The following is a 19,486-nucleotide window of genomic DNA, read 5'->3' on the forward strand; positions in this document are numbered from 1 at the left end:
GCATGACTGAAGCGGCAATCAAAAGCATCGCAACGGCGCTTGTCGTGGGCGGGGGTATCGGCGGAATGGCAAGCGCGATCAGCCTTGCCGAACGCGGCGTGAAGGCAGAGCTGATCGATCTGGATCCCGACTGGCGCGTCTATGGCGCGGGGATCACGATCACCGGCCCCACTTTGCGCGCCTACAAGCGCCTCGGCCTGCTCGACCAGATCAAGCAGAAGGGAGCGATCACCAGCAAGACGCGCCTGTTCCGCTATGACGGAACGCATATCCTCGATCTCGACGAACCAGTGATCGAGGAAGGGCTGCCCGCGACCGGCGGTATCATGCGTCCGGTGCTGCACCAGATCATGCAAAAGCGCGTGGGTGAGCTTGGCATCCCGGTCCGCCTCGGGCTGACGGTGACGGCGCTTGAGAACGACGGCAGTGGGGTCAATGTCCGCTTCTCCGACGGGAGCGAGGGCCGCTATGATCTGGTCGTGGGCGCGGACAGCATATTTTCCGCCGTGCGAGACATCGCCTTCCCGCACATGGGACCGGCGAAGATGACCGGCCAGGGGTGCTGGCGCATTTCGATCCGCAAACCACCCGAACTGCAGATGGGCGAATTCTTCCTTGGCCACGCCAATCCCTGCGGCATCACGGCCTGCGCGCCCGACCGCGTCTACATGTGGATGCTGACGCCCCATATGGAGCGGGACAGGTTCATGGACAAAGAGGAACTGTTCGTGACGCTCACCGGCCTGCTGCATGATTTCGGCGGCAATGCAGGGTGGATCCGCGACAACATGACCAGCGACGACTGGATCAACTACCGCCCGCTCGCCGCTGCATTGCAGCCCAGGGACTGGTTCAGCGGCCGCATTGTGCTGGTGGGGGACGCTGTCCACGCCACCACGCCGCACCTTGCATCGGGAGCGGGCATGGCGGTGGAGAGCGGCATCGTCCTGGCCGAGGAACTGGCGCGGACCGACGATGTCGAAACCGCACTCCACGCCTATCAGGAACGGCGGTTCGATCGTTGCCGCGATGTGATCGAAACCAGCATCGCCCTGGGCAAGCTGCAACTCGAACATGGCGATCCCCAGGTTCACGCACAGATGCTCGAAGGCGCGCTGAAGCGGCTCAACGAGCCTTTTTAGAGCATTTTCAAGTTGACCCTTTACGGTCGACGGTTCGGAAAATGCGGCATCAAAGGACCAGAGCGTTTCCGCTCATGGTGAAAACGCTCTGGCGCCTTCTTCCCTCACCGATAGCGGTACGCCGCGGCGCGCTGCTTGAGCGAGCCATGGTTCGCAAGAGAAGATGCTGGCCGCCGACATTGGCTGCTGTTAAGTCTTGAGGCCGACCTCATGCCTTGGGACATGCCGGATGATCTTCGCCGACTTCCTTCGCAATCGTCGCCGCGAGCAGTTATCGGACCAGGATCTCGCGGCGCTGGAGGCCAGCGTGAGCCAGGTCCGGAAAACCCATGCGCGACAGATCATTGCCCAGGCCGGCGAGCCGATCTCCTGCAGCACCTATCTGATGGACGGCTTCATCTGCCGCTATATGGACGACAGGAATGGCCTGCGCCAACTCGTCGCCGTCCATGTACCCGGCGATTTCGTCGACCTGCATGGCTATCCGCTCAGGCGGCTCGACCATGATGTCGCGACACTCGGCGCCTGCAGGATCGCTCTGGTGCCGCATGCGACACTCGACCGCTTGCTGCCCGAACGGCCCAATCTGACCAAGCTTTTGTGGTTCAGCACCCTGCTGGACGCAGCCATGCACAGGGAGTGGATATTCCGCCTTGGCAGGCTCGACGCCGTGGCGCGGATCGGCCATTTCTTCTGCGAGATGGAAGCGAAGCTGCGCGCGGTGGGCCTGAGCGACGGCAGCCGGTTCACCCTGCCGCTGACGCAGGCCGATCTGGGCGAGGCCTGCGGCATGACATCGGTGCACATCAACCGGATGCTGCGCGAATTGAGGGAACGAAAGCTGCTCCAGATGCAACGCGGCAAGGTCACGATCTTCGATCTCGCCGCGCTGCGGCGGCTTTGCGATTATGATCCATCCTATCTGTTCATAGGCGGCTGAGGGAACAACATCCGCCTGCGAAGCGTCCTGAACTGCCGAACAGGAAGAGGATGGTGCATGCCCCGCGACGGCGTATTTGATGAATCCGGCAAGGCCTATGCCGAGGAAGGACAGGTGATGCTGGACGGCCCCGACGGGGTCGCGATCAGCATGACGCCCGACGCCGCGGACGAGACGGGGCATGAACTTATTCGCGCAGCATCGGAGGCGCGGGAACAGATCGGCGAGATGAAGAGCGGCACGCCCGGCGGATGAGAGGATTCGGACGGATCGACTTGATCGAAATCAATCTGCAACGCATTCAGGGCCGCCGCGTCCCGTGATAATCGCCGATGCTCCTGATCTGAAAGGAGATGACGTGAAGACCCATTCGACCGAACAGGCTCTTTCCGGCGTGGATGGCTTTGACGACATCCTTTCGGGCGGACTGACCCGCGGGCGCGTCTTCCTGCTGGAAGGTAGTCCAGGTACGGGCAAGACCACCATCGCGATGCAGTTCATGATCGAAGGCGCGCGGCATGGCGAACGTTGCCTTTACATCACCTTGTCCGAAACAGAGGATGAAATGCGCGACAGCGCCGCATCCCACGGCTGGACGCTGGAAGGGGTGGACCTGTTCGAGCTGGTGCCGCCCGAAAGCCTGCTGGATGAACAGCAGCGGCAAAGCCTGCTCTATTCATCGGACCTGGAACTGGGCGAAACGACCCGCCGGATCTTCGAAGCGTTCGAACGGATCCGGCCCGACCGCGTCGTGCTGGACAGCCTGTCGGAAATCCGGCTGCTGGCGCAAAGCTCGCTGCGCTACCGCCGCCAGATCCTCGCGCTCAAGCATTTCTTCTCCAAGCAGAATGCGACCGTGCTGATGCTGGACGACCTGACGGCGGAGGTTTCCGACAAGACCGTGCACAGCGTCGCCCATGGCGTCATCCGGCTGGAGGAACTGTCCCCCGGCTATGGCCCGGAACGCCGTCGGTTGCGCGTCATCAAATATCGTGGTCGGCATTTTCGCGGCGGCTTCCATGATTTCGTCATTGCGCAGGGCGGCGTCCGCGTCTTTCCCCGGCTGGTGTCGGCTGAGCACAAGACCAGCTTCCGCCGGGACATGTTGAAAAGCGATTCCGGCGAGCTCGATGCCCTGCTGGGCGGCGGGATAGAGCGCGGTTCGAGCGTACTCGTCCTCGGCCCGGCGGGCACGGGCAAGTCGCTGCTCGCCCTCACCTTCGTCACGGCAGCGGTCGCGCGGGGGGAAAAGGCGGCGATGTTCGTCTTCGACGAGGAGCTGAGCCTGCTCTTCGACCGCGCGCTCGGCCTTGGCATCGACATGCGGTCCATGGTCGAAAGCGGCGACCTGATCGTCGAGCAGGTGGACGCGGCTGAACTGTCCCCCGGCGAATTCTCCCAACGCGTGCGCAATTGCGTGGAACGACATGGGGTGATGACCGTCGTCCTCGACAGCCTGAACGGCTATCAGTCCGCCATGCCGGAGGAAAATGCGCTCGTGCTGCACATGCACGAGCTGTTGCAATATCTCAACCGGCAGGGGGCGACGACCTTCCTGACGGTCGCGCAGCACGGGCTGGTGGGCGACATGAAGACGCCAGTCGATGTCACCTATCTGGCCGACACGGTCATCCTGCTGCGCTATTTCGAAGCGCTGGGACGTGTGCGCCGCGCCATGTCGATCATCAAGAAGCGCACCGGGTCGCATGAGGACACGATCCGCGAATTTCGCATCGGCTCCTACGGCATCCGTCTGGGCGAACCGCTGGTGGGCTTTCAGGGCGTGCTGCGCGGGGTTCCGCATTTCGTCGGCAGTGCGCCCGCGCTGCTGGAAGACGACAAGGCGTGATACCGCATCTGTCCGAACGGGCGCTCATTCTCGCTCCGGTCGGGCGTGACGCCGACATTGCGGCCTCGGTGCTGGCCGAGGCGAGATTGCGGACCCAGATCTGCCAGGATCTTTGCGCATTGTTGAGCGGCATCGACAATGGCGCCGGCTTCGCGCTGGTGACGGAGGAGGCGTTGCACAATCGCGACCTGCATCCCTTGGTCGGCTGGTTGCAGAACCAGCCCAAATGGTCGGATTTCCCGTTCATCCTGCTGACCCGCCGCGGCGGCGGGCTGGAGCGCAACCCGTCGGCGGCGCGCTATCTGGAGGTGCTGGGCAACGTCAATTTCCTGGAGAGACCCTTTCACCCCACCACGCTGATCAGCCTGGCCCGATCGGCATTGCGCGGCCGGCGCCGGCAATATGATGCCCGTGCGCGGCTGGAGGAACTGCATCACGGCGCGGAGAAATATCGTTCCCTCTTCAATTCGATCGAAGCGGGCTTCTGCATCATAGAGATGATCTTCGACGAGGCGGGAAAGCCCGTCGACTATCTCTTTATCGAAACCAATCCCGCCTTTGCGCGCCAGACCGGCCTAAACGACGCGGTGGGCAAGAGGATGCGCTCGCTGGTGCCCGATCACGAACAGCATTGGTTCGACATTTACGGCCGGGTCGCCCGCACCGGAGAGGCCGTACGTTTCGAGGATGGGGCGGACGCGTTGGGGGGCTATTGGTACGATGTCTACGCATTCCGCGTGGGCGACCCCAAGGCACCCGTTGTCGCCGTGCTGTTCAACGACATCACCGAACGGCGCCGCATGGAGGCCGCCGTGCGGCGGAGCGAAGAGCGGTTGCGCGCGCTCAACGAGACATTGGAAGAGCGCGTGCAGCAGCGCTCGCATGAGCTGGAATTGGCGCAGGAGGCACTGCGCCAGTCGCAGAAGCTGGAATCCATGGGCCAGCTTACCGGCGGAGTCGCCCATGACTTCAACAATCTGTTGACGCCGATCGTGGGCAGCCTCGACCTGCTCCACCGGCGAGGACTGGGCACGGAGCGGGAGCGGCGACTGATCGAGGGGGCGCTGCAATCGGCCGACCGGGCGAAGATGCTGGTGCAAAGGCTGCTGGCCTTCGCGCGCCGGCAGCCTTTGCAGCCCACCGCCATCGACATAGGCGATCTGGTGCGGGACATGCGCGACCTGATCGTCAGCACGTCCGGCCCGCGCGTGCAGGTCGAACTGGCGGTGGCGGACGATCTGCCGGCGGCCCATGCCGACGCCAACCAGATCGAGATGGCTTTGCTGAATCTTACCGTGAATGCGCGCGACGCCATGCCCGATGGGGGGCAGCTTCGTATAGAGGTAAGCTGCGAAAGCATCGCCGCCGACAGCCGCTTCAGGGAAGGAAGATATGTCAGGCTGTCGGTGAAGGATACCGGCGTCGGCATGGATCAGCGGACCGCCGAAAAGGCGATCGAACCCTTTTTCACGACCAAGGGCGTGGGCCAGGGGACCGGCCTTGGCCTGTCGATGGTGCACGGCCTCGCCGCGCAGCTGGGCGGCGGCCTGACCATCGACAGCACCGTTGGCCAGGGCACGACGGTCAGCCTGTGGCTGCCGACCAGCGAGAGCGCGGCGACCAGGAATATCGCCGGTCCCGACGTCGATCCGGTCAAGCTCGATCATGGGATCGCTCTGGTGGTCGATGACGAGGATCTGGTGCGCGCAAGCACCGTGCACATGCTGCGCGAACTGGGCTATGACGTGCTCGAGGCGAGTTCGGCCGAACATGCGCTGGCGATCATGAAGACCGATACGGACATCGACATACTGGTCACCGACCATCTGATGCCGGGCACCACCGGCACCGACCTTATCGAACAGGCGCGAGCGCTGAAGCCCGAAATCCGCGCCCTGCTGATTTCGGGCTATGCGGAGAATACCGGCATCTCACCAGGGCTGCCGCGGCTGACCAAGCCCTTCAGGCAGGTTGATCTGGCCCGGAGCCTCGCCACCCTGTGAAGACCCCGTGGCGGGGAGGAACGATCACGGGGCTGGAGCGGCGGCTGTACCCGGACCCGAAGCTCACAGCGCCCGCAGCGCTCTTGCCGGCCGCACCGACATCAGCGGGATCGATCCCAGCAACCCGATGCCCAGCGTCAGCATTGCGCCCGCGCCCAGCGTGGAGAGTATCAGCAACCAGTCCGGCGCCCAGTGGAAGTCGAATACCCGCACGATCACGAACCACCCCGCCGCCAGGCCCAGCGCCAGGGCCAGCAGAGCCACGGTCCCGGCCAGCAGCGCATATTCGATCCCCTGTGCGCCCAATATCTGCCAGCGCGTCGCGCCCAGCGTCTTCAAGATCACGCCATCATAGGCGCGCGCCTGACGCGAAGCCGCGATAGCGCCGATCAGCACGGCGATCCCCGCCAGGATCGCGACCGATCCCGCCAGCACGATCGCCGCCGACATCTGTCCCAATAGGAGAGTGACCTGCGTCACCACCTCGCTCACCGCGATGATGGATATGGAGGGGAAGGCCGCCAGCAAGGCGCGCGTCATCACGCCTTGCGATCCGCCCTTCATCGTGATCGTCGCGGACAGGCTGTGCGGTGCGCTTTGCAGTGTATGGGGCGAGAAGACCATGATGTAATTGAAACCCATCGTCTGCCAATTGACCTTCCGCAGGGAGGCGATGCGCGCCTCTATCTCGCGCCCCAGCACCGAGACGGTGAGCATGTCGCCAATGCCGACGCCCATAACCTCCGCCGCCTGACGGTCCAGCGAGACAAGCGGCGGCCCGGCATAATCGCGCGGCCACCATTCGCCCTTCACCAGCTCTGAACCCTCCGGCAAGGTCTCGCTATAGGTGACGCCGCGCTCACCGCGCAGGAACCAGGCGCCCTCCGGCAACTGCTTGAGGTCCGCGACCCGCCGTCCGCCATAGGCGACGATGGTCCCTCTCAATGTCGGCACCATGTTGACCCTGGCGCCGGGCGCCTCCTTGCCGACCAGCGTCAGGAACCGATCCCTGGCCGCTATCGGAATGTCGAGCACGAACTGGTCGGGCGCGGTCCGGGGAACGGTGTTGCGTATCTCCGCGCTGAGGCTCGACTGGATCGCCGCCAGCGTCACGAACAGCGTCAGGCCCAGGCCCAGCGCCACCACCAGCGCTGAAGTCTGCGCGCCCGGCCTGTGCAGATTGGCGACGGCCAGCCGTGCCAGCGGGCGGCGTGGCGGGGGCAGGCGGCGGGCGATCCGCCGCACCAGCAGCCCGATCCCTGTCAGCAGCGTCAGCACGGCGGCGACCGCGCCCAGCATCGCCGCCGCGAACCACGGCTCCTTCGCCGTGCCGAGGGCCAGCGCAACGAGCGCAGCCCCCGCCGCGCCAACCGCAACCATGCTCGCGCGATCCAGGCCGCGCCGCCGGTCCACCACATCCCGGAACAGGGCGGCAGCCGGCAGGGTCCGCGCTCGCGCCAGCGGCGGAACGGTGAAGATGAAGGCGATCAGCAACCCGTAAAGCGCGCTGCTGATCAAAGGCCAGGGCGCTACGGCAAAACCGGGCTGCACCGGCAATATGTCCCGCATCGCCGTTGTCAGCGCCAGCGGCAGCACAATGCCCGTCGCCAGTCCGCACGCGATGGCAAGCAGCGCAACCGCGCCCACCTGCATCAGGTAGATGCGGGCGATGTCGGCGGACGATGCGCCCAGGATCTTCAACGTTGCAATGCCGTCCCGTTTGATCGCCAGATAGGACGCGACACCATTGCCGACGCCGATCCCGGCTATGGCGAGCGCGGCAAGTCCGATCAGCGACAGGAATTGCCCCATCCGTTCGAGGAAACGGCTGGTTCCCGGCGCTGCGCCGTCGCGATCCTTGATCTCGAACCCGGCAGAGGGAAAGACGCGCTTCAACCTGTCGGCCGCGGCGCCGGCATCGACGCCGGGCGCCATGCGGATGCGATATTTGCTCTCATACAGGCTGCCCGGCTGGATCAGTCCAGTGCGCCTGATGCCCTCCATCGACGTCAGCGCGACCGGCCCCAGGGTGAAGCCCTCCCCCACCCGGTCCGGCTCGTCCGAGATGATGTCGCGGATGCGGAAGGTCGCCGTGCCATAGCGCAAGCGGTCGCCCGGCCTAACGTCCAGCCGGTCGGCCAGCGCCTGTCCGATGACCAGTTCACCGGCGCGCATCGGCCCGGCCCGTCCGCCTTTCAGCATCAGCGCGCCGTAAAGAGGATAGGCCGCGTCCACGCCCTTGAGTTCGGTCAGCACGGCGGACGGGCCCGCGCCTTCCGCCCGTTGCGCTCCCGCGCGCTGCGCCATGGCGCGCAGCCTGATCGTTTCGCTCACCACCCCGTCACGCCGGAAGGCCGCTTTCTCCGCACCGCTCGCCTCGCGTTGCGACATCGCCACCTCTATGTCGCCGCCCAGCAGCAGCTGTCCCTTGCTCGCGATCTCGCCGGTGATCGCGGCGGTCAGGCCGCCGATCGTCGCCAGCGTCGCCACACCCAGAAACAGGCAGACGAACAGCAACCGCAATCCCCGGAAACCGCGATGCAGGTCGCGTCGCGCTATCCGCCAGCAGGCGCCCCAACCCAAATCCGTCATGGGCGCCGATCCGCGACGATGCGCCCGTCGCGCATCTCCACGATGCGGTCGCACCGCTCCGCCAGCGCCGGATCATGGGTGATGATCACCAGCGTGGCGCCGTTCGCCGCCCGCCGGGCAAACAGCAGGTCGACGATGGCGGCGCTGGTCACACCATCCAGATTGCCGGTCGGTTCATCGGCGAAGATGATGTCCGGCGCGGGCGCGACGGCGCGGGCGATGGCCACCCGCTGCTGCTCGCCGCCGGAAAGCTGGGCCGGATAGTGATGCAGCCGGTGCCCCAGCCCCACAGCCTCCAATTCGCTCGCCGCGCGAGGGAAGGCGCTCGTGAATCCCGCCAGTTCCAGCGGCACGGCGACATTTTCCACCGCCGTCATCGTCGGCAGCAGGTGGAAGCTCTGCAACACGATGCCCACGCGCCCGCGCCTTGCCCGCGCCAGCGCGTCTTCATCCAGCGGACCATAATCGATCCCGGCAACCCGCACCTCGCCGCCGCTGGCACGCTCCAGCCCGGACAGGATCGCCATCAACGACGACTTGCCCGACCCTGACGGTCCCAGGATCGCCAGGCTTTCGCCCTGGGGAATGGACAGGTCCACGCCCTTCAAGATCAAGGTCGGCGCTTCGCGGGTGCCGAGCGAAAGGGTGACATTGCGCGCTTCAATCGCAATATGGACATGGGTGGACGAGCCGTGCATCAGCGAAAGGAACCCCATGAAGGCGGGAAGATGGTCGATATATGTGGGCGCCATGGCGATTGTGCAATTGCTCACCGCCTGTTCGGGTCAGCCCACGGGAAACCAAGGCACGGCACAGACGGCGGAGGTCCGGAACACCGCTGCCCCGGTTGCCGACGGCAAGCTGGTCGTCGCCTTCGGAGACAGCCTCTATGCCGGCTATGGCGTGGCCCAGAATGAGAGCTTTCCCTTCCGCCTCGAACAGGCGCTGAAAGCCGGGGGGCTGGCGGTTCAGGTCCACAATGCGGGCGTGTCCGGTGAAACATCCCTGGGCGGCATGCAGCGCCTTGCCTTCACGCTGGACGGGCTGCCGCGCAAGCCCGACCTGCTGCTGCTCGACCTGGGCGGCAACGACATGCTGCGCGGCTTGCCGCCGGAGGACAGCGAGAAGAATCTGCGCGCCATATTGGACCAGCTCAAGCAGCGGCATATTCCTGTGCTGCTGACCGGCATGATGGCCGCGCCCAATATGGGCAAGGATTATGGCGCGAAGTTCGATGCCATCTATCCCCGGCTGGCGAAGGATTACGACCTGCCGCTCTACCCCTTCTTCCTGGATGGCGTGATCGGTGATCCGAAGCTGATGCAGGCCGATTCGATCCACCCCAATCCCGCCGGGGTGACCATCATCGTCGGCAAGATCGCGCCGATGGTCGCGGGCTTGCTTAAGGACGCCTAGGGAGAGACTAGGGGGCAACCGGATTGGACCCAAGCCAATCCGGATTCTTCGCCCCCTTCTGCGCCCTGCCAGAGCCGGTCAGGGCCGCAGATAACCGGCGAGCCTGTCCCTGATGATCGCTTCGGCCTCTGCGACGATACGGGCGATCAGAGCATCGCAGGTCGGAATGTCGCGGATCAGCCCCTGAACCTGCCCGGCCCAGACGAGTCCGGCATCGACGTCTCCGGTCTCCAGTGCGGTACGTCCCTTGGCGCCCGATACCAAGGGACGGATATCTTCAAAGACCGCGTCTTCGCGCGTGCTGATCGAAACCACTTCGTCGGACACGCTGTTCTTTGCGACGCGGCCGGTGTTGTGGAATTTGCGAAAGATCAGATTGGTGGACCGCTCATCATTATCGACGATGAACTGCTTGATCCGCGGATGGATCGGCGCCTCCACGGTGGCGCAGAAACGCGTGCCCATGTTGATCCCCTCCGCGCCGAGCGCCAGGGCGGCGACAAGGCCGCGACCGTCGCCGAAACCACCGCTCGCGATCATCGGGATCCTGACCTTGTCGGCGGCGGCAGGGATCAGGATGAGGCCCGGAATGTCGTCCTCCCCCGGATGGCCGGCACATTCGAAGCCGTCGATCGAGATCACGTCCGCTCCCATGCGTTCTGCCGACAATGCGTGACGGACGGCCGTGCATTTGTGGATGACCTTGATCCCGTTCCCCTTGAAATCGTCTATATGCTCCTGCGGCTTATATCCTGCCGTCTCGACGATCTTCACGCCGCTGTCGATGATCGCCCTGCGATATTCGGCATAGGGGGGCGGGGACACGGACGGCAGGATGGTCAGGTTCACGCCGAACGGCTTGTCGGTCATGGCCCGGCACCGATCGATTTCGCGGCGCAGATCGTCGGGCGTGGGCTGCGTCAGCGCCGTCAGCATGCCCAAACCACCGGCATTCGACACCGCCGAGGCGAGTTCGGCCCGCCCGACCCACATCATGCCGCCCTGCACGATCGGATATTGAACGCCGATCAGGTCCGTGAAACGTGTACGCATATATTCTCCCTACCCCCTGCCGTTCAGCGGCCGCGCCATTTGCCGGCACGCTTTTCGACGAACGCCTGCATGCCTTCCAGCCTGTCCTCGGTCGCCGTCAGGATCTGAAAAAGTCGCCGCTCGGTAATCAGCGCCTGGGACAGGGTCGTCTCGAAGGCGAGATTGACCATTTCCTTGTTGATCATCGCGGCCATGGGCGGCATCGCCGCGATCGCCGCGGCAGTCTTGAACGCTTCGTCGATGAGCTGGTCGGCGGGCACGACACGGGTGACCAGACCCGCCCTTTCCGCTTCCGCCGCGTCCATCATCCTGCCTGTCAGGCACATGTCCATCGCCTTGGCCTTGCCCACGGCGCGTGTCAGACGCTGTGAACCGCCCATGCCAGGCGCCACGGCCAGCTTGATTTCCGGTTGTCCGAATTTCGCCGTGTCGGCCGCAATGATGAAGTCCGCCATCATCGCAAGTTCGCATCCGCCGCCCAGTGCGAAGCCGGCCACAGCGGCAAACCATGGCTTGCGCGCCGCGGCGACATGATTTTGCCACCCGGCGAAAAAATCCTGGAGGAAGAAATCGGCGGCGGATTTCTCGACCATTTCCTTGATGTCGGCGCCGGCGGCAAACGCCTTCGCGCTGCCGGTCACGATCAGGCATCTCTGATCGGGATCCTGTTCATATTCGGCGAACGCATCCGTGAAGTCGGCCAGAACCTGGCTGTTGAGGGCATTCAGCGCATCGGGCCGGTTCAATGTCAGCAGCGTCACGGCGTCGCGTCGTTCGACCAGGATGGTCTCATAAGTCCGGGGCATGATCACAACGCCTCCACGATGGTGACATTGGCCATGCCGCCGCCTTCGCACATGGTTTGAAGGCCCCACCGCTTGCCCTGCTGTCGCAGGGCGTGGATCATCGTCGTCATGAGCTTGGTACCGCTGGCGCCAAGCGGATGGCCCAGCGCAATCGCGCCACCCCTGGCATTGAGTTTCGCGGGATCGGCGCCCAGCGCCTTGAGCCAGGCCATGGGAATGGAAGCAAATGCTTCGTTCACTTCAAAGAGATCGATATCCTCCAGCTTCATGCCTGCCCTGGCCAGGGCCTTGCGCGTCGCGGGAATAGGTTCCTCCAGCATGATGACCGGGTCCCCGGCAGTGACCGCCAGGGAATGAATACGCGCAATAGGGGTCAACCCATGGTCCTTCACCGCCTGCGCGCTCGCCACCAGAACCCCCGATGCGCCATCGGTCATCTGGCTGGCGTTCGCCGCCGTGATGGCGCCGCCCTCGATGATCGGCTTCACCCCGGCCATGCCCTCTGGCGAGGCATCGAAGCGCACGCCTTCATCCGTGTCGAAAATCGTGCCATCGACATGCACGGGCACGATCTCTTCGCGGAAGAGGCCAGCATTGATCGCGTCTGCCGCCCGCCTGTGGCTCTCCAGCGCGTAGCGATCCATATCCTCCCGACTGAAGCCATATTTGTCGGCTATCGCCTGGGCCCCATGAAACTGGCTGAATTCGGATACGCCGTAACGGTCCAGGATCCGGCGGCTCCAGGGCCCCTGGCCCATTCCGGCCTGGGCATGCAGCGTATAATTCGATCCCATCGGCACGCGGGTCATGCTCTCGACACCAGCGGCGATGAGCAGGTCCTGCGTGCCTGACATCACGGCCTGCGCCGCGAAATGCAGCGCCTGTTGGGAGGAGCCGCATTGCCGGTCGATCGTGACGGCAGGCACGCTGTCGGGCAGGCCGGACGCCAGCACCATGTTGCGGCCGAGGGCGAAAGACTGCTCGCCGGCCTGGCTGACGCATCCGGCGATCACATCCTCTATCGCGGCGGGATCAATGCCGGACCGCTCCACCAACGCGTCCAGCACCATGCCGCCCAGATCGGCGGGATGCACGCCCGCCAAGGCACCCTTTCGGCGCCCTCCTGCGGTTCGCGCCGCTGCGACAATGAAGGCATCGGTCATTTACTATTCTCCTGATGGAAATTCGGCGGACGTTTTTCGACGAACGCGGCAATGCCTTCTCGGCCTTCGAACGTCCGGGCGCGGGCGGCGATCGCGCGGCTTTCCAGTTCCATCTGGGTTTCCAGAGGTCGCGTGAAGGCATCGAGCAGCAGCGCGCGCGTCGCGCCGATCGCGCCCGTCGCGGCATTGCTCAGCTCCTGCGCAATGGCATCGGCCTCAGTCGCCAGGGTTCCTTCCGCGACCACGCGGGTGATGAGGTTCATCGCCGCGGCATTCTCCGCCGAGATCCTGGGGTTGCGCAGCATCATTTCCTGCGCCTTTCGCAGGCCGACCAGCCGAGGAAGAAGCCAGGTCGTGCCCCCGTCGGGCACCATGCCGATCGCGGTGTAGGCCAGGGTGATGTGCGCTGCGGGCTCCGCCAGGACAATGTCGCCCAGAAGGGCAAGGCCGACGCCCGCACCCGCCACGGGACCATTGATGGCGGTCACGACCGGCTTGTCCATGCGCGCAAGCCGGGCGATGCCCGAATGCAGATAGGCGGTAATTTCCTTCAGGAATGATGGCAGCGCATCGCCCGCCCCGTGAAATGCGGCCACATCGCCGCCGGCGCAGAACAGCCGGCCTGCCCCGCTGATCAAAACGCATCGCACGCCGTCCTCCTCATCACAGAGGATGGCCGCATCCATGAAGGCGCGCGCCATCGGGATATCGATGGCGTTGCCGACCGCCGGCCGGTCGAGTGTGAGGCGCATGACGGCGCCGTCCCGCTCGACCCGCAGGCCATTGTGCGTCTCGGTCATCGCGGGGCCATGCGGATGGCGCCATCCAGCCGGATGACTTCGCCATTGAGCATCGGATTGCGGATGATGCTTTCGACGAGCTGCGCATATTCGGAAGGTTTGCCGAGCCGGCTGGGATGGGGCACCTGCGCGCCCAGGGCATCCTGGACATTCTGCGGAAAGGCTTCCAGCATCGGCGTCAGGAAGATGCCGGGGGCAATCGTCATCACGCGGATCTTGAACTGGGCGAGATCGCGCGCCACCGGAAGGGTCATGCCAACAACGCCGCCCTTGGACGACGAATAGGCGGCTTGCCCGATCTGCCCGTCAAAGGCCGCAACCGACGCCGTGTTGACGATCACGCCGCGCTCGCCCTCGATTTCCTCCGCGGCGGCAAGCTGCGCGGCAAATTTCGAGATCATGTTGAAGGTGCCGATCAGGTTCACTTCGATCGTCCGGCGATAGATATCCAGCGCGTGCGGCACATTTTCCTTGCCGACGGTCTTCACCGCGGGCGCGATGCCCGCGCAATTGACCAGGATGCGCGCCGTGCCATGCTTCTCGGCAGCCCGGCGCAGCCCTTCGGCGACGCTTTCGTCCTCGGCCACGTTGACCTTGAAGAAGGCGCCGCCCAGTTCCTGCGCCGCTTTCTCGCCGACCTCCTCATTCAGATCGAAAATGGCGACCTTCGCGCCTGCTGCTGCCAGCATGCGGGCCGTCGCATTGCCGAGGCCCGAAGCGCCGCCAGTGACAATCGCCGGCATGTTCCTGATATCCATATTCCTACTCCTTCAATCTGCTTCGGGTCACATCAGTTCGACGGCGATCGCGGTAGCTTCACCGCCACCGATGCACAACGAAGCTATGCCACGCTTCAACCCGCGATTCTGCAATGCTGCGAGCAGCGTCGCCAATATGCGGGCACCCGATGCGCCGATTGGATGGCCGAGGGCAGTCGCGCCGCCGTTCACGTTCAGCTTGTCTGCGGGAATGGAAAGATCCCTGGCGGCGATCATGGCGACGACCGCGAAGGCTTCGTTGATCTCGAACAGATCGACGTCCCCGATGGACCAGCCCGTTTTCTCCAGCAGCTTGCGGATCGCCGGGACCGGGGCCGTGGTGAACTTTGCAGGATCGTGGGCATGCGCGGCGGTCGCGACGATCCTGGCGATCACCGGCAGGCCGTGCTGACGCGCGACACTGTCGCGCGTCAGCAAAAGGGCAGCGGCACCGTCCGAAATGGATGAAGCATTGGCGGCGGTAATTGTCCCGCCTTCCAGAAATGCGGGCTTCAGCGAAGGAATCTTGTCGGGCCGTGCCTTGCCGGGCTGTTCGTCCGTATCGACAATGACGTCGCCGCCCCGGCCGGGCACGCGGACGGGCTCGATCTCATGCGCGAAAGCGCCGCTTGCGATGGCATCGGTCGCGCGGCTGAGCGAACGCAGCGCATATTCGTCCTGCTCGGCACGCGAAAACTGATATTCGCGGACGGCGTCCTCCGCAAAGGCGCCCATGGGCTTGCCCGGCGCATAGGCGTCCTCAAGGCCGTCCATCATCATCGTGTCAATGACGCGATCATGACCGATGCGCGCACCGGCGCGATGTTTTGGCAGCGCATAGGGCGCGTTGCTCATGCTTTCCATGCCGCCCGCGACAATCGCTGCCGCTGCGCCCGAAGCAAGCGCCTCCGCCGCCATGATGACCGCCTGCATGCCTGAGCCGCACATCTTGTTGACTGTCGTCGCCTCCGCTGACTGGGGCAATCCGGCGCCAAGCGCCGCCTGGCGCGCCGGAGCCTGCCCCAGGCCCGCGGGAAGGACGCAGCCCATATAGACCCGATCGATCATGGAGCGCTCCATGCCGGATCGCTCGACCGCAGCCCTGATCGCGGCAGCGCCCAGTTCCGTGGCCTTCATCCCGGACAACGCGCCCTGGAAGCCGCCCATCGGCGTGCGCGCATAGCCAAGGATCACGACGGGGTCGTCGGTCATGTTTTGTACCTCCTAGAGTGAGCGGGCGATGACCATCCGCTGAATATCGGACGTTCCCTCGTAAATCTGGCATACGCGGACATCGCGATAGATTTTTGCGACGCCGAATTCCTCAAGATAGCCGTAGCCGCCCAGGGTCTGGAGCGCACCGGAAACGACGGTTTCGGCGGTCTCCGACGCGACCAGTTTCGCCATCGACGCCTCGGCAAGGCATGGCAGATGTCCATCTTTCATCGACGCGGCATGCAGGACCAGCTGCCTGGCCGCCTCGAGCTTCGCCGCCAGGTCGGCCAGCCTGAAACCGACGGCCTGATGATCGATGATCGGCTTGCCGAAACTCTTGCGTTCCTTGGCATAGCCGATCGCGATGTCGAGAGCAGCCTGCGCCATGCCTATGCACTGCGCGGCAATCCCTATCCTGCCCGCTTCCAGATTGGCCAGCGCGATGCCATAGCCCGCGCCTTCCGCACCCAGCCGCAGGTCATCGGGCACGAACAGATCATCGAAGCGGATCGCGCATGTATCGGACGCGGCCTGGCCCAATTTATGTTCGACCTTGTCGACCGCATATCCCTTGCTGTCCGTAGGCACGACGAAGGCGGTGATGCCGCGCTTGCCCGCCGCCGGATCGGTCACGGCATAGACCATGGCAATACCGGCGATGCGGCCGGACGTGATGAACTGTTTCCCGCCGTTGAGGACATAGCCGCCCTCCACCTTCGTGGCCCTCGTCCGGATCGCCGACGCATCGGAACCCGCGTCGGTCTCCGTGAGGGCAAATGCGCCGATCAGGCGGCCGGCAATCAAGTCAGGGAGGAAGCGCGCCTGCTGCGCCGGCGTGCCGTCCTTCAGCAAACCCGCGACGATCAGGCTGTTCTGGATGCTGACGATGGTCGAGAGAGCGCCGTCAGCCGCAGCGATCTCCATCAGCGCCAGTGCATAGGATATATAGTCGGCCCCTGCCCCGCCCACGGCTTCGGGCGCGGTCATGCCCATCAGGCCCAGGGTCGCCATTTCTTCAAAGAGGCTGTCGGGATAGGCTTTGGCCGATTCGAATGCGAAGCTGTTGGGCCTGATCCGGTCCTGTGCGAATGCCCGCACCGCGTCCCTGATCGCGCTCTGAGTTTCGTTCAATAGCATATATGCTCCACTGGATGGCCGGAAGGCCTATTGCAGGAAGATCGCGCCGCGCGGTTCGTCCGTTTGAACGTGTGCAGCATTGAGGATTGCGGCAATGGCCGTGGCCTTACGGAGATTTATCCAGGAGGAAGAAATGTTGCCGCGCATTGCCGTCGTGACCGGGGCGTTCGGGATATTGGGCGAGGCCGTCTGCGCCGCCCTGCTTGCCAATGGCGATCGCGTTGCCCGCGTCGATTATGCGCAGCCTCGCGCCGCTCTGGCGGGCTGTGTCGATTTTGGCGGCGTCGACCTGGCGGACGTCGATTGCGCCAATCAGACGATCGACGCGATCGTCGAAACAATGGGACCGCCCGACATCCTCATCAACGTGGCCGGCGGCTTCACCTGGGAGACGCTGGCCGACAGCACGATGGAAAGCTGGTCCCGCATGTTCTCCATGAACGCCATGACCTGCCTCAACATGACCAAGGCCGCGCTTCCCCAGTTGCGCAACCGGCCAAATGCCCGGATCATCAACATCGGATCGATGTCCGCGACATCGGCTGCGGCCGGAATGGCGACCTACGCCGCCTCCAAGACCGCCGTCCACAAGATCACCGAAGCTCTGGCCGCCGAGCTTGCCGACACATCCTGCACCGTCAATGCCGTATTGCCCAACGTGATCGACACCCCGACCAATCGCGCCGACATGCCCGATGCCGATTTTTCGAAATTCGTGCAGCCAGCGGCAATCGCGGACCTGATCCTGTTCCTCGCCTCCCCGGCGTCGCGCGGCATATCGGGCGCGCTCATTCCTGTGTCGCGCGGCGGAACCGAATAACCGCCGCTGGGGGGAGCGCAGCTTTCGCAGGCGATTTTGCTGATACCGACCGCTTCCATGGCCGGACGCTACAGCTAAACCGCCTCCCCGCCATCGGCGGTGATGGTCTGGCCGGTGATGAAGCCGGCCAGACGAGAACAAAGGAATAGCGCGGTCTGGCCTATTTCTTCTGGCAGTCCCAGACGTCCCAGCGGAATCGATCTGCGCTTGCTCTCCGCGAGGCCGGGCATCGCCGCCAGAAGCCGATCATTGGTCTTGCTGGAAATCCAGCCGCAGCGCAGGCTGTTCGCCCGGACGCCATATCGGCCTTCCTCCTTGGCGATGACGGCGATCATGCGATCGAGCGCCGCCTTCGATATCGCCGAGGTGCCGCCCCGCACCTCAATCATGTCACCCTGATAGCTGCTCAGAGTCAGGAAAGCGCCACGGCTGCGCCGCAAGTGAACGATCGATTCCTGCGCCAGATGGATCGCCGCCAGGACATCGCCTTCCAGCCAGGTGCGCCACATATCCTCTGATGTCCGACCGAAGAACTCGGGCGAAAAGGACGGGCCGGCCGCGTATATGATGCTGTGAAGCCCTTCGAAGTCCTCTGCCGCCCTGCTCAACGCATCGTTGACAACAGCCCGTTCGCGGGCGTCCACGGCGTAGATTCTCGCCTGTACGCCATAGCTTTCGACCATGTCCGCAACCCGTCGGGCAGCCGCCTCGTCGCTGCGATAGCTGAACGCCACGGGTACGCCGGCTTGCGCGAACGCCTGGCATATCGCCGAACCCAGTCCGCCGCTTCCGCCGAGCACGAAAGCGCCGCCGGCGGGGAACATATCCGGCAGCGCTGTTGCTCGCTCCCCGCTCATAGGCCGTACCAGCCGGCATCATGGTCGAGCGGAAGGTAGGACGGATCGCGCCGTTCGCGGAACGCCGCCAGGGCTTCCTTGGAATCGGGATGGCCGCTCATCCTCTCGGTCGCCGATTGTTCGAACGCATAGCCCTCTTGAACGTCCATCCACTCGATACGATCGAGAACGCGCTTGCTGACCCGGACCGCCGTGGGGCTATATCCTGCGATCCGTCCTGCCAGGCGTTCCGCCTCGGCCAGCACGGCTTCATCGTCGCAGACCTTGATCGCGCCGCCTGCCGCGGCGAAGTCCGGCGCCGACATCGCCTCTCCCGTAAAATACATGCGGCGGACCAGCGGCTGTGGCGCAAGGCGGGCGAGGTGACGCGCCCCGCCCATCACGCCGACCGTCAGTTCGGGCAAGCCGAAGAGCGCATCCTCACCCGCCAGTACAAAGTCGCAGGACGCCGCGATCGCCAGCCCGGTGCCCAGGGCGGCACCCCTCACCACGCCTATGACGGGGACCGCGCATTCCATGATCGCGAAAAAGGCTTCGCGTACCCGCCACATGCGTTCGCGCGCGTTCACGGGGGTCATCGACGCGAATTCGTCCAGGTCGTTACCACCGCAGAAATGCCGGCCAGCACCGCTCAATATGATGGCCCGTACCGATTTGCAGAACGCATCGGGATTTCTGAACAGCTCCGCGAGCTCGACATACATCGCCTGGTCCACGGCATTCACCGGGCCGCGATTCATGGTCACATGCACGATGCCATCCCGATCGCCTGTCGCAATGTCCAGAAACTTCATGCACCTCTCTCCGACCGATAGAGGCAGCGGCAGTCCTGCCCTCGATCGCGCCCTAATATCCTTCGCTGCTCCAGGCTTCGTCCGTTTGAGCGAATTGCAATTCCCTTTGGGAAGATAGGCCAAGCACGAAGACCGTCGACA

Annotated in this window: 18 protein-coding genes; 7 read left to right on the plus strand and 11 right to left on the minus strand. The window is 64.5% G+C overall.

What is annotated here, in order from left to right:
* The first annotated feature begins 2 nt into the window (after positions 1-2).
* The 5 genes from MRBLMA1_RS09590 to MRBLMA1_RS09610 all read left to right on the plus strand — a co-directional run bounded on the left by MRBLMA1_RS09590 (position 3) and on the right by MRBLMA1_RS09610 (position 5,934).
* Positions 3-1,142 (plus strand): FAD-dependent monooxygenase, encoded by a 1,140-nt coding sequence (locus MRBLMA1_RS09590; RefSeq protein ID WP_363736390.1) that lies wholly within the window; start codon positions 3-5, stop codon positions 1,140-1,142.
* Positions 1,143-1,371: 229 nt separating this feature from the next.
* The gene (locus MRBLMA1_RS09595) at positions 1,372-2,082 is read left to right on the plus strand and encodes a Crp/Fnr family transcriptional regulator (RefSeq protein ID WP_363736392.1); all 711 of its coding nucleotides are present in this window, start codon (positions 1,372-1,374) and stop codon (positions 2,080-2,082) included.
* A 57-nt stretch (positions 2,083-2,139) separates the two neighbouring features.
* The gene (locus MRBLMA1_RS09600) at positions 2,140-2,337 is read left to right on the plus strand and encodes a hypothetical protein (RefSeq protein WP_363736393.1); all 198 of its coding nucleotides are present in this window, start codon (positions 2,140-2,142) and stop codon (positions 2,335-2,337) included.
* A 103-nt stretch (positions 2,338-2,440) separates the two neighbouring features.
* Positions 2,441-3,931 (plus strand): ATPase domain-containing protein, encoded by a 1,491-nt coding sequence (locus MRBLMA1_RS09605; protein WP_363736395.1) that lies wholly within the window; start codon positions 2,441-2,443, stop codon positions 3,929-3,931.
* Positions 3,928-5,934, plus strand: a complete 2,007-nt coding sequence (locus tag MRBLMA1_RS09610) for a hybrid sensor histidine kinase/response regulator (protein ID WP_363736396.1) — start codon at positions 3,928-3,930, stop codon at positions 5,932-5,934. The genes MRBLMA1_RS09605 and MRBLMA1_RS09610 overlap by 4 nt, the downstream gene beginning before the upstream one ends.
* A gap of 63 nt (positions 5,935-5,997) precedes the next feature.
* Here MRBLMA1_RS09610 and MRBLMA1_RS09615 read toward each other — a convergent pair whose 3' ends face one another.
* Both MRBLMA1_RS09615 and MRBLMA1_RS09620 read right to left on the minus strand, forming a co-directional pair.
* A complete protein-coding gene (locus MRBLMA1_RS09615; RefSeq protein ID WP_363736397.1) occupies positions 5,998-8,526 on the minus strand; it encodes an ABC transporter permease in 2,529 nt (842 codons plus the stop codon).
* Positions 8,523-9,242: an ABC transporter ATP-binding protein gene (locus MRBLMA1_RS09620; protein WP_414714646.1), complete on the minus strand. Its 720-nt coding sequence runs from the start codon at positions 9,240-9,242 to the stop codon at positions 8,523-8,525. Before MRBLMA1_RS09620 ends, MRBLMA1_RS09615 begins: the two co-directional genes overlap by 4 nt.
* Between MRBLMA1_RS09620 and MRBLMA1_RS09625 the strand changes: the two genes are divergently transcribed.
* Entirely contained in the window at positions 9,241-9,942 is a 702-nt protein-coding gene (locus MRBLMA1_RS09625; RefSeq protein WP_363736399.1) for an arylesterase, read from the plus strand. The two genes, MRBLMA1_RS09620 and MRBLMA1_RS09625, sit on opposite strands and share 2 nt — an antisense overlap.
* Before the next feature lie 78 nt (positions 9,943-10,020).
* Here MRBLMA1_RS09625 and MRBLMA1_RS09630 read toward each other — a convergent pair whose 3' ends face one another.
* From MRBLMA1_RS09630 to MRBLMA1_RS09660, 7 genes are read right to left on the minus strand one after another with little or no spacing between them, the layout of a single operon-like run.
* Positions 10,021-10,995: an NAD(P)H-dependent flavin oxidoreductase gene (locus tag MRBLMA1_RS09630; RefSeq protein ID WP_363736400.1), complete on the minus strand. Its 975-nt coding sequence runs from the start codon at positions 10,993-10,995 to the stop codon at positions 10,021-10,023.
* Positions 10,996-11,018: 23 nt separating this feature from the next.
* Positions 11,019-11,801 carry an enoyl-CoA hydratase-related protein gene (locus tag MRBLMA1_RS09635; protein WP_363736402.1) on the minus strand — a complete coding sequence of 261 codons (783 nt, stop codon included), beginning with the start codon at positions 11,799-11,801 and terminating at the stop codon, positions 11,019-11,021.
* Positions 11,802-11,803: 2 nt separating this feature from the next.
* On the minus strand, positions 11,804-12,964 hold the full coding sequence (locus tag MRBLMA1_RS09640) for an acetyl-CoA C-acetyltransferase (protein ID WP_363736403.1): 1,161 nt from the start codon (positions 12,962-12,964) through the stop codon (positions 11,804-11,806).
* Positions 12,961-13,764 (minus strand): enoyl-CoA hydratase/isomerase family protein, encoded by an 804-nt coding sequence (locus MRBLMA1_RS09645; RefSeq protein ID WP_363736405.1) that lies wholly within the window; start codon positions 13,762-13,764, stop codon positions 12,961-12,963. The genes MRBLMA1_RS09640 and MRBLMA1_RS09645 overlap by 4 nt, the downstream gene beginning before the upstream one ends.
* Complete coding sequence (locus MRBLMA1_RS09650; protein ID WP_363736407.1) at positions 13,761-14,522, minus strand: 3-hydroxyacyl-CoA dehydrogenase; 762 nt, start codon at positions 14,520-14,522, stop codon at positions 13,761-13,763. Before MRBLMA1_RS09650 ends, MRBLMA1_RS09645 begins: the two co-directional genes overlap by 4 nt.
* Before the next feature lie 27 nt (positions 14,523-14,549).
* The gene (locus tag MRBLMA1_RS09655) at positions 14,550-15,734 is read right to left on the minus strand and encodes a thiolase family protein (protein WP_363736408.1); all 1,185 of its coding nucleotides are present in this window, start codon (positions 15,732-15,734) and stop codon (positions 14,550-14,552) included.
* Positions 15,735-15,746: 12 nt separating this feature from the next.
* Positions 15,747-16,874, minus strand: a complete 1,128-nt coding sequence (locus MRBLMA1_RS09660) for an acyl-CoA dehydrogenase family protein (RefSeq protein ID WP_363736409.1) — start codon at positions 16,872-16,874, stop codon at positions 15,747-15,749.
* Positions 16,875-17,007: 133 nt separating this feature from the next.
* On the opposite strand from MRBLMA1_RS09660, the gene MRBLMA1_RS09665 reads away from it, so the two are divergent.
* Positions 17,008-17,694 (plus strand): SDR family NAD(P)-dependent oxidoreductase, encoded by a 687-nt coding sequence (locus tag MRBLMA1_RS09665; RefSeq protein WP_363736410.1) that lies wholly within the window; start codon positions 17,008-17,010, stop codon positions 17,692-17,694.
* A gap of 74 nt (positions 17,695-17,768) precedes the next feature.
* Here MRBLMA1_RS09665 and MRBLMA1_RS09670 read toward each other — a convergent pair whose 3' ends face one another.
* Together MRBLMA1_RS09670 and MRBLMA1_RS09675 are read right to left on the minus strand one after the other, a co-directional pair.
* Positions 17,769-18,551, minus strand: a complete 783-nt coding sequence (locus tag MRBLMA1_RS09670) for an SDR family NAD(P)-dependent oxidoreductase (RefSeq protein ID WP_363736411.1) — start codon at positions 18,549-18,551, stop codon at positions 17,769-17,771.
* Complete coding sequence (locus MRBLMA1_RS09675) at positions 18,548-19,345, minus strand: enoyl-CoA hydratase-related protein (RefSeq protein WP_363736412.1); 798 nt, start codon at positions 19,343-19,345, stop codon at positions 18,548-18,550. The genes MRBLMA1_RS09670 and MRBLMA1_RS09675 overlap by 4 nt, the downstream gene beginning before the upstream one ends.
* Between the last annotated feature and the right edge of the window lie 141 nt (positions 19,346-19,486).

It is taken from the genome of Sphingobium sp. LMA1-1-1.1 (genome assembly GCF_040676365.1).
Lineage (GTDB): Bacteria > Pseudomonadota > Alphaproteobacteria > Sphingomonadales > Sphingomonadaceae > Sphingobium.